11 protein-coding genes and 2 pseudogenes are annotated in these 9415 nt (G+C 64.3%); 8 read left to right on the top strand and 5 right to left on the bottom strand.

The annotated features are described in order from the left end of the window. Both IEW19_RS22720 and IEW19_RS23830 read right to left on the bottom strand, forming a co-directional pair. Positions 1-412, bottom strand: a pseudogene (locus IEW19_RS22720) (hypothetical protein); the annotation flags it as partial. 193 nt (positions 413-605) lie between these two features. Then, on the bottom strand, positions 606-998 hold the full coding sequence (locus IEW19_RS23830) for a hypothetical protein (RefSeq protein WP_229748722.1): 393 nt from the start codon (positions 996-998) through the stop codon (positions 606-608). Positions 999-2080: 1082 nt separating this feature from the next. Between IEW19_RS23830 and IEW19_RS22730 the strand changes: the two genes are divergently transcribed. The 6 genes and pseudogenes from IEW19_RS22730 to IEW19_RS22750 all read left to right on the top strand — a co-directional run bounded on the left by IEW19_RS22730 (position 2081) and on the right by IEW19_RS22750 (position 5361). Then, on the top strand, positions 2081-2518 hold the full coding sequence (locus IEW19_RS22730) for a peroxiredoxin family protein (RefSeq protein ID WP_188573816.1): 438 nt from the start codon (positions 2081-2083) through the stop codon (positions 2516-2518). Between the two features lie 202 nt (positions 2519-2720). Next, complete coding sequence (locus IEW19_RS22735) at positions 2721-3137, top strand: ester cyclase (protein WP_188573817.1); 417 nt, start codon at positions 2721-2723, stop codon at positions 3135-3137. Further along, positions 3134-3619: a hypothetical protein gene (locus tag IEW19_RS22740; RefSeq protein WP_188573818.1), complete on the top strand. Its 486-nt coding sequence runs from the start codon at positions 3134-3136 to the stop codon at positions 3617-3619. The genes IEW19_RS22735 and IEW19_RS22740 overlap by 4 nt, the downstream gene beginning before the upstream one ends. A 316-nt stretch (positions 3620-3935) precedes the next feature. Beyond that, positions 3936-4034 (top strand): sigma factor-like helix-turn-helix DNA-binding protein, encoded by a 99-nt coding sequence (locus IEW19_RS24370; protein WP_373283647.1) that lies wholly within the window; start codon positions 3936-3938, stop codon positions 4032-4034. 321 nt (positions 4035-4355) lie between these two features. Further along, a pseudogene (locus IEW19_RS22745) lies at positions 4356-4741 on the top strand (DUF4383 domain-containing protein). After that, the gene (locus tag IEW19_RS22750; RefSeq protein WP_188573819.1) at positions 4738-5361 is read left to right on the top strand and encodes a hypothetical protein; all 624 of its coding nucleotides are present in this window, start codon (positions 4738-4740) and stop codon (positions 5359-5361) included. The pseudogene IEW19_RS22745 and the gene IEW19_RS22750 overlap by 4 nt, the downstream one beginning before the upstream one ends. Positions 5362-5439: 78 nt before the next feature. On the opposite strand, the gene IEW19_RS22755 is transcribed toward IEW19_RS22750, so the two are convergent. After that, entirely contained in the window at positions 5440-5616 is a 177-nt protein-coding gene (locus IEW19_RS22755) for a hypothetical protein (protein ID WP_188573820.1), read from the bottom strand. A 445-nt stretch (positions 5617-6061) separates the two neighbouring features. Here IEW19_RS22755 and IEW19_RS22760 point away from each other — a divergent pair, with 445 nt between their 5' ends. Beyond that, a complete protein-coding gene (locus IEW19_RS22760; RefSeq protein ID WP_188573821.1) occupies positions 6062-6754 on the top strand; it encodes a fasciclin domain-containing protein in 693 nt (230 codons plus the stop codon). A gap of 501 nt (positions 6755-7255) precedes the next feature. On the opposite strand, the gene IEW19_RS22765 is transcribed toward IEW19_RS22760, so the two are convergent. Both IEW19_RS22765 and IEW19_RS22770 read right to left on the bottom strand, forming a co-directional pair. Beyond that, a complete protein-coding gene (locus IEW19_RS22765; RefSeq protein ID WP_188573822.1) occupies positions 7256-7678 on the bottom strand; it encodes a DUF4913 domain-containing protein in 423 nt (140 codons plus the stop codon). Positions 7679-7784: 106 nt separating this feature from the next. Beyond that, positions 7785-8111, bottom strand: coding sequence for a TraM recognition domain-containing protein (locus IEW19_RS22770; protein ID WP_229748724.1), 327 nt, complete (start codon positions 8109-8111; stop codon positions 7785-7787). An 824-nt stretch (positions 8112-8935) separates the two neighbouring features. Between IEW19_RS22770 and IEW19_RS22775 the strand changes: the two genes are divergently transcribed. Next, positions 8936-9415 (top strand): IS110 family transposase (locus tag IEW19_RS22775; RefSeq protein WP_188573823.1); only part of this gene is annotated, 480 nt, incomplete at its 3' end.

Raw genomic sequence — 9415 nt, forward strand, 5'->3', positions numbered from 1 at the left:
CCGAGGGTGCGACTTTCAGGTCGGTGCCGGCCGCGGGGCTGGTGTCCCCGCTGGTGGAGAGGGTCGCGCCGATGCCGCCGTAGAAGGGGGCGCCTTCGGTGGTGCTGATCACACCGTCCTTGTTGGTATCGGCGGACATGTCCGGGCAGGTGCCCTGGGCGCCGATGTGGATGTGCTGGACGTGCGGGTAGGGAGCGCCGTTGAACATCGCGGCGAGACCGGATACTTTCTCGGTGACGGTGGCCTGGTCGCCGTTGACGGTGATCATGACGGATCCGGAGGCGTTGCTGCCGTTGATCGCGGCGAGGTTCGCCTGGTAGTTCGTGGTGTCGGCTGCGAGGGCGGGGCTGGTGGAGAGTGCGAGGGCGCCCAGGGCTAGGGCCGGGGCAATCAGGAAAGCGGATTTCTTCATGATGTGTTTCCTCCATTGGCGATGAACGCTCCCCTGATGGGCGCGCGCATGACTGTGACAGTAACGGTTCGTTGTGCCCCGCGTCACGGATTGGTCAAATCCCAGGAAAACTTTGTCACTGGTTCTGAGGCCGCTGACCTGCCCAAAGATGCCGGCCGGGACGGTGTCGTTCCGGGGCTGGGGCCTGGAGTGGTTATTCGGACCAGCAGGCCAGGACCGTGGTGGCGACCTGGTAGGCGAACGCGGCGCGGGTGACCTGGTGGGGTCCCAGCGGTTCGGGCAAGGCCACCGCGTCCACTGTCAACACGAAGTTGTCTTTGACGAACACGGCGGACGTTGGGGTCTGGAAGGCCGGGAAGCCCAGGTTCGCCAATCCCTCGATGGGCGCGGCCCCAGCGGTGCTTCGCTGCACATCCTGGAAATAGGCGTGTGCCGCATCCGGGTCCGCGGCTTCTTTGACCGACAGCACGAACGAACCGGCCGGCAGCGCATAGGTGCAGGTGAAGAGCTTGTCCGCCCAGGTTGCCCCATTGCCGGGGGCAGACGCGAGGGCAAGGATCTGCACGATTTTCTCCTGGATTTCCATGCTGCACACCATCAACGCCGCAGCCGAGGGCCCACCGGCTGCGGCAACGGGAATATCAGTCGGCGACGCTGTCGGGGTACCGGCACCCGGGTCACCACTGTGTGAGGCGGATACCGAAGCGCTGGGCCCGGACACAGCCGTGCCGGGACCGGCGCCGCATCCGGCCAGGACCAGTATCGACAGCCCGGCAAGAGCCGGCACCAGCATCCGGTGCGTAGCAGATCGTGGCGGCACGCTTATCCGTCCCATGAAGCACACACCTTCCAAAAGGTAGTCATGGCCGACACCATATCGCCCTCCACCGGTTATTCGTGACCGGTTCCACCGCGGATTATTCGTGACCGGTTCCACCGCGGACGGGTCACCAACACGTTCTGCGTTGCGGGTCCCTTTGCATGGTGGGCCCTCACGCAGGCACCAGCCCGCAGAGCTCTTGGAGTGCACGCCTTTGTCTAAAGGCGCCGATAATGGGCCTGCACCTGGCCAGCGCCGTACTCCTGCTCGGCGTAGGCCACTCCCAGGAGAAGACCATTAACCGCCGCACCCCCATCCGCGCCACCCAGGCATGAACCCCGCCCCCGTGGCGGCAACAACGGCCCAGGTCCCCGATGAGCCCTGGCCCCGGCCAGGGGTCCGGGCGCCGCGACCTCATATTCGGGACCAGCGCAACGTTGCTCACCACCGCCACCACAAATCCCTGGACGATAGCTGGACCGGTCGCTGCCTTCCTCTGGGGGGTGCGGTACTCACGGTATGGGCGGTACAGAGTCTCCGGACGTACTGGCCGCTAAACCCGGTGTTGGTTGGTGGTGTCATGTGGCAACGGGTGCACCCCGGTTTCGATGGCACCGGTCCGGGACTGTTCCGCCTTGTGGGCGGCGGGTGAGGTCCGTCAGGTAGTGGCTCGAGATCCAGCCGATGGGACCGGTGTGGCAGTGGCCGTAGCCTCACGGTGAAGAGATCCTCTATCGAGGTTATCCATGCAGCCCGTCCAGTGCGATCGTCCCAAGCGGGGCGTGTTCACGGCGGATCAGCCGGTCAAGGCAGACCATCTTTTGTTGCCGCCGTCTCGAATTACGGGCATGAACTATTACAGTCCCGCGGCGCAGGAACGGGTCAAAGATGCCGCCTATGATGCATTTGAAAGAGTTCTGACCGGCATGTTCGAACCGTTGGAGAACCTGGAAGCTGCCGGGATCGGCCGGGCCGTCGCGATCAGCATGGAAACAGCGGACCGAAGCACCCGGATCGTGAATGAGTGGCACCTGTCCAACCTGCCCGTCGCTTACGGCCTGGACGAGGAATCCGCCCGGGCCTGGGGCATGAACCTCTCGCACGCGATCAAGTACGGCGAACCCGACCTCTTCAACGAACCAGGCATCTTCATCCTCGACGAAGACGGAACGTTGTTCTGGTCCAGCACCGCGACCATGCCCTTCGGCCGGCCGTCCCTGGACGATGTCATCGCTGGGATCCGCTACGCCCACGACCAAGACTACTCGGCCCGCGGGGCCGCCTGAAGCTCGGGTGAGACAACGTCCAGCGCAGCTGGGGGGCCGCCGGCGCGTCGGAGGTTGTCTCAACCGGCCGCCTGAAATCTGGACCCGGGAAGGGTTGAACCCGCTCCCCTGCCCGTGCTCCAGGGCAGACCAGCGCGCACCATGACAGATAACACCAGGACCGTCCCCACTGATCGGCCTGGCAACGATAACCGGAGGATCCATGACCAGGGACGCCAATATCCAGGCCCAGGAGCGCTTCGGTGCCGCCGTGAACAGCGGCAAACTCGATGAACTCGACGACGTCGTCGCGGCCGGCTGTGTCGACCACGACCCGGGACCAGGACAGGGGCCGGGCCCGCAGCGATTCAAAGACCTGTTCACAGATTTGCGCTCTTCCTTTCCCGATCTCCACCTCGAGGTCGAACACCTCACCGCCACCGACAATGATGTCGCGTTCGCCTACACAGTCACCGGGACACATCAGGGACCTCTGATGGGCCACCCGCCCACCGGACGGGCCATCAAAATCCGGGGCATGCAGATCGGACGGTTCGAAAACGGCAAACTCGTCGAACGCTGGGGAAGCAGCGACCAGCTGGGCATGCTCACCCAACTCGGACTGACCCCGCAGCCATGAAAATCATTCGCGCACTGGCCACCGGAGCCGCAGCAGGCGCCGCCGGAACCACAGCCCTGAACACCCTCACCTACCTGGACATGGTCTGGCGTGCCCGCCCCGCCAGCAACACACCCGAGGCCACCGTCAAAAAGCTGGCCGACGTCACGGGCGTCAAGATCCCGGGCACCGACGAAGAACGCACGAACCGGCTAGCCGGGCTCGGCCCGCTGACAGGGCTTGTCGTCGGCATCGGCGTCGGCGCCGTCCTCGGGCTTACCCGGGAAGCCGGATACCGGCCCGGACTCCTCGCTTCTTCCCTGGCCGCAGCGGCCGGCGCACTGATCGGCAGCAACGGACCCATGACAGTTCTCGGAATTACCGATCCCCGCACATGGTCTCCCGTGGACTGGGCAAGCGACATCATCCCGCACCTGGCCTACGGCATTGTGACCAGTGCCGCGCTGCACGCACTGGACCCGGCCGCTTCCCGACGGCCGTAACCCGCCGGGGCAGCATCTACCCCGGGTTGGCGCAACTAAACGGTCCCAGCCCGGGGGTCGCATCGCGTTCACCGCCGAATCCAAGGTTGGGCGCAATTAGGCAGCGATTTCCCATCAAAGCGGGGCTCACGGGTTTCGTTCGCGCCATAACAGCTACATCCGGAACTCGCGGTGGGCGGGCTACGCCGAGAACAGGCCTTATGACGAGGTGTCGGAGACGGTCACTGACAGGATGGACGCAGAAGTCCTCCACCGGAGCCTGGGTTGTTTGTCTCCGCTTCAGCGCGGGGCCATTGTCCTGGCCTAGTTTGGGTGCCTGACCTACCGCGAAGTCGCCGAACATCTCTCCACGCCATTGCCGACGATCAAATCCCGCATCAGAGGCGGCCTGATGCGGCTCCGAACGGAACTCTGAACCGGCATCACCGCTTCCCGCCGACACGGTCAGTGCCCTGGACCATTGACCCGTCGAAAAGTCGACGCAGAACGGGACGTGCCACCGGCCGGCGCCACAGCGTCGCCTGGCAGCCAGTCGTGTATTTCCCTGTGCATCCACCCGCGCCTCCGACTACCGCGGCGCGGAAAGTGGCTGTCAACGCCGACGCCGAGGAGATCAGGCGCCAATCCGCTGGGAGAGCGGCGCCGAATCGTTGTTGAGGTCCTCATCCAGGGGCCGACACCACCGGCCCTGCGCTTTGAACCTGCGAAGGGCCCCCCTTTGAAAGGTCCATGTGTCATGCGCACTTCCCCCAACCGATTGATCGCCACCATTTTTGGTGCCGTTTACCTGCTCGTCGGTCTTCTCGGTTTCGCGGTAACCTCCGGCGTCGGCTTCTTCGCGACCGAAGGACCCCTCCTGATTATTTTTGCCNGGCGGCCCTGCTGGCCGCGGGCCTGAAGTCCGTCCCCGCGGCCCGGTCGGTCAACACCACGGTCGGGGCGGTTTACCTCCTGGTCGGGATCGTGGGTTTGTTCCTGCTCAATACGTCCTTGAACATCATCGCCCTGAACGGCGCGGACAACGTCCTGCACCTGGCCAGCGCTGTGCTCCTGCTCGGTGTGGGCCTCTCCCAGGACAAGACCGTCAACCGCCGCACCACCGTCCGGGCCGGCCGGGCATGAACCACGCTGCCGTGGCGGGGGCAACGGACCGGGCCCGGGGTGAGAGCCCGGTCCGGGGCCTGCTTCTGGGCGAGTCCGTCAGGACCCTGGCAGCGTTCGCCGGTCTGGGAGCCGCGATCCTCAGTTTCGGGACCAGCGCAATGTTGCTGACCACGGCCAGCGGAATTCCCTGGGCGATGGCAGGAACGGTCGCTGCCGGCCTCTGGGGTGCGGCACTCCTGATGTGGGCGGTGAAAACTCTCCGCACGGGAGCCCCGGCATGGCCCCGTGCGCTCCTTCGCGTGGCCCCCGTCTGGGTGTTCCTGCACCTGGCCGCCGTCGCCTTGAGGATCTGGTGGCCTGGCGGATCCTCCCGCTCACTCGATGGAACCGCTCTGAGTGCGGCCGTCCTGGAGCTGGTCATCCTTGGCTGCGTGGGCTGGCTGGGCCGCCAAACCTTCCGTCCGGGTGATCGTCCTGCAGCCGCAGGACCCCTCCTGATGATGACCTTCGCTGCCGCCCTCGTCGTCGCAGCGATCACCACCCCCGGCCTGGCCGCAACCGCAGCCGGGCAGCACGCCGTCCCGCATGGAGAACACGGCGGCAGCACCCCGAGTGCCCCGGCCGCCCACCACCACTGACCCACACCACAGCTCACGAGCGAGCCGGTCCCGAACATGTTAGCCCGGGGCAATTCAATGTCTACCTCCGCTGTTTACTCAGCGGTTTGGTCGTCTGATGACAGGCCGGAAGCAGTTATGGAAGACATTACCTATGACCTGGTCAGCGGCGGCGTTCTGGATCTCGCCGAGCTGTATGCCGCGGACTGCCTGGGCAGCCAGGCCGAGCAGGCAGTGGAGGACTTTCTTCGATTCGGCCCCGAACCGGTTAGGCACCAGTTTTTTCTCCGCGTGGCACAAGCACGTGAAGCGCTGCTGCTTGCTTACGGGTCGCTACACGCCAATCCCCCCTCAGACTTATTGCCCAGGATCCTGGCTCAGCTGCCGGTCCCACCGCCCACGACAAAACGCAAACCTTTCCACTGCCTCAGCCCTGCTTGTGCTCCCGATCAAGCCCAAGACCGGAACCCGCTCGATGCCATGCAAAACCAACACCGGGACGATGAGAGACCTTCCGGCCCGGTGTCGCACCGGCACGAGGACGGCCCGGCGTGGGGATGCGCGGGTTCACGAAAATTCCCTGGCTCTAACCCATCCACGTCCTGACCCCTGCCGAATAGCCAATGAGACACCAGCCAAGGGCAGGTGCCAATAAACCATAGGCAAGCACGGCCCATCATCGTTCCGGCTCAGTACCATGCCACTACCAGGAGAACTTCAAATGCAGACAATCAAACGCACCACCTTTACGATTGCGGGCGTTGCTGCCGCCGCCCTGCTCAGCCTGACCGCCTGCGGTGGGTCGGGCAGCACCTCCGGGTCCTCGGCATCTTCGGCGCCGATGTCCTCCGCCCCCAGCTCCAGCATGGCCTCACCGTCGTCCAGCGCAACGGCGAAATCCTCCGCCGGCACCATGGATCCGGCCGCGAACCTGGTAGGCCCGGGCTGCGCCGCTTACGCGAAGCAGGTACCCACCGGCTCAGGCTCGGTAGCAGGCATGGCCCTGGATCCGGTGGCCGTCGCCGCCTCCAACAACCCCATCCTCACCACGCTGACAGCGTCGGTGTCCGGCAAGCTCAACCCCAAGGTCAACCTGGTTGACACCCTCAACGGCGGCGAATTCACTGTCTTCGCACCGGTGGATGACGCCTTCAAGAAGATTGACGCCGCCACCATCGGCACCCTGAAGACGGACGATGCCCTGTTGAGCAAGATCCTGACCTACCACGTTGTTCCCGGCCAGATCACCCCTGACAAGATCGCCGGCACCCACGCCACCGTCGAGGGCGGCTCCGTCACCGTCACCGGCAGCGGCAACAACCTCAAGGTCGACAACGCCAACGTTATCTGCGGCGGCGTGAAGACCAAGAATGCCACCGTCTACCTCATCGACTCAGTACTCATGCCCAAGTAACACAGGGTTGTGCACGGTCCTGACCTTGAAGTCATCTGCTGTGGCCCCCGCGGCGTGGGCGCAGAAAGATATGACAAAGGCCGTGAGGGCCTGAGCCGGGTAACCGTACCGGCTCAGGCCCTTAGGCGTTGGCGACGAGCTCGGGTACTTCCAGTTCGGTGGCTCCGCCGAGCGTCTAGTAGTTCCGGCCCGGCGTCATCGGGCAATTCGCACTCAGTGCCCTGCCCCAACCCCGGGACCTAAACGGCGCTACCCGTGCGGGTCCGCCCAAGCCCGCCACAGTTGTGTCCCACGACGACAACACGGCCCTGACGGAATCAATAGTGTCCTCAGAGCTCTGGCTGCCCACAGTCGGTGGACAATCCTGATGGGTTATCAACCGCTATTGCTGCTGAGGGAGCTTTTCCGATGGCTCACGGTTTTCAGCCGCGGATAACCCGGATTGACCCCAAATGTGGACAGCCCGCCTGGTCACCTCGGGTGGAGGCTGAAAAGCTCGGCTTAGTACAGCCCAGCGGGCGGTTCTTCGCAGGGTAGAGGGGTGAGTTTGCCGTGGTGGCCATCGTCCGGGTTGCAGCCTTTGAACGGCCCATCGGTTGAGAGCAGGACGGACATGTGGTGGTCTGCGTGGTCGCGCCACCAGAGGCTCATTCCTGTGGTTCCGTCAAGGCGGAGGAATTCCCAGGCGCGCCAGAGGGCTTCGAGGCGGCTGATGGCTTCGGCGTGTTTCCACCATTGTGGGCACCAGGCCACCCCGCCTTGGACGTTGAGTTGCCGGCGGTAGCTGGTGGCCAACTTGCCACTGACGAACTCGGCCACGTTCGGGTAGAACAGCTCAGGCGCCTCCGAGTCCTCCTCAGCTGGCTCGGTGGGAAGTGCGGTGTCCTCCAGGTCGTCGTCCCACTCCCCCAGGCTCTCACTCATGAGCGGCACTCGCATTGAGCCGCCGGCTGGCGGCCGTGCCGGCGGGGTTTGTTCGCCGGGTCGTGTGCGGCGATCGAGGCCCGCACCGCGTCGGCGTGGGGCCCGTTCATCCGGGCACCGTTTCCAGTAGGGCGGCGGGGGCGCGGGAGGCGAACATGATGGCGCGGCCGCGGGGGAACGCGGCCAGGTCGGAGACGTCGAGGGTGCGCTCTTTGCGGTCGTCGTCATGGCTGTAGGAGGTGCCTTGTTTGGAGCGGCTGCGGGTGGTGTTGGAGTAGCGGTATTCGCCTACGAGTTGTGCGAGTTCGTTGAGGAATTCGGCTTCGGCGACGCCGCCGCCGTAGACCTTGATGTTGGGGGCGGACCAGAGTTTGTGCTTTCCGTCCCGGCCCCAGACCTCGACGCTTTGGGACCAGGACTGGAGGATGGTCATCAGGACGAAGCCGCGGGAGCCGTAGTGGCTATAGAGGTTGGGCAGTTCGCGTTCGGCCGTGGCCGTGGCGCCGGGAGGCTCAGTGCGCGATAAGGATGCAGGATGCCATCCTTCCTGCCGGTCTGGTGAGGAGCACTCAGGAAACTAAGGGGTGCTGTCCGTCCCGGCAGGCAGGGAGGCCTGATAGTGCTGACACGGCTGGTTTCCTCAGGTTGCAGCACACCCCAACCTGACGTCAGGAAGCGGCATCAAAAAGCGTCCGACTAGGCCAGGAAAGATAATTCCTACACATGTCGATAGAGCAGTCTTAGATTCAAACCTGACTTCCGTCCCTGATGCTGAGCCTCTGCAGGCGGATGCGTAGTAATTGTGCAACAGCCTGTTGCGCAATTGTCCAGAGGCGGTCAGGCCAATTGAAAATCCGAGCTGCACGGACTCCATCCGTCGGAGCCTTGCCTGGCCTGGAATCTGCGGCAATACTGCCACAAGCTGTCGCACTATTCAGCCGTGCGCCCCATCCATTTACAAGCCCAAAGAGGATACCGGCGCCACCCTCAATAAAGCGGATATAAGCGTGGACAGTAATGATGAAATTGGCTGTGTTGCGGTGTGGCTCTAAGTGTGACTGACGTCCCCCGACGCTCTGGGAATTGTCTTGACATTGATCTGTCCGCGGCAACACAGCTGCAGTAAACGCGGCGGCCAGATGGACATGACCTTATAGCGCCTCTGTTCCGAAGAGTCCCATTACTGTCTTGTCTGCCCACCCGGCCGGCGTGCCCCTTTCGCATCGCATGCAACGAAAGGCCAGGGCAGTTCTCATCATGACAAACGAACAACTGCAAGTCATCGCAGGGATCGACACCCACGCCGACACCCACTACGTCGCCTTCATCACCGACACCGGGCTGCACCTGGCCGACAAGGAGTTCAGCACCACGGGATCCGGCTACCGGCAGATCATCGACTTCCTGACCCGCTTTGGTGCGCTCATCGCCGTCGGAATGGAAGGAACAGACAGCTACGGGGCCGAACTCTCCCGCGCACTCGCACAGCAGGACATCCAGGTTGTGGAAGGAGCGCGCCCAAACCGGCAAGCCCGCAGGCTCCAAGGCAAGTCCGATCCCCTCGATGCCTACCAGGCCGCTGAATCGGTGCTCGCCGGCCGCGCTGGCACCAACCCAAAATCCCGGGACGGGGCGGTGGAATGCCTACGCGTACTCCGCGCCGAACGAGCCACAGCAATGCGGGCACGGGTCGCCGTGGTGGCACAAGTGAGGGCCATCCTCGTAACCGCACCCGAA

Source organism: Arthrobacter liuii (genome assembly GCF_014639275.1).
In the GTDB taxonomy this organism is placed as follows: Bacteria; Actinomycetota; Actinomycetes; order Actinomycetales; family Micrococcaceae; genus Arthrobacter; species Arthrobacter liuii.

What these genes read in the sequence shown, in the direction of transcription:
- IEW19_RS23830 (WP_229748722.1), bottom strand. Translation starts at nt 998, where the DNA reads ATGGAAATCCAGGAGAAAATCGTGCAGATCCTTGCCCTCGCGTCTGCC.
- IEW19_RS22730 (WP_188573816.1), top strand. Translation starts at nt 2,081, where the DNA reads ATGAACTATTACAGTCCCGCGGCGCAGGAACGGGTCAAAGATGCCGCC.
- IEW19_RS22735 (WP_188573817.1), top strand. Translation starts at nt 2,721, where the DNA reads ATGACCAGGGACGCCAATATCCAGGCCCAGGAGCGCTTCGGTGCCGCC.
- IEW19_RS22740 (WP_188573818.1), top strand. Translation starts at nt 3,134, where the DNA reads ATGAAAATCATTCGCGCACTGGCCACCGGAGCCGCAGCAGGCGCCGCC.
- IEW19_RS22750 (WP_188573819.1), top strand. Translation starts at nt 4,738, where the DNA reads ATGAACCACGCTGCCGTGGCGGGGGCAACGGACCGGGCCCGGGGTGAG.
- IEW19_RS22760 (WP_188573821.1), top strand. Translation starts at nt 6,062, where the DNA reads ATGCAGACAATCAAACGCACCACCTTTACGATTGCGGGCGTTGCTGCC.
- IEW19_RS22765 (WP_188573822.1), bottom strand. Translation starts at nt 7,678, where the DNA reads ATGAGTGAGAGCCTGGGGGAGTGGGACGACGACCTGGAGGACACCGCA.
- IEW19_RS22770 (WP_229748724.1), bottom strand. Translation starts at nt 8,111, where the DNA reads ATGACCATCCTCCAGTCCTGGTCCCAAAGCGTCGAGGTCTGGGGCCGG.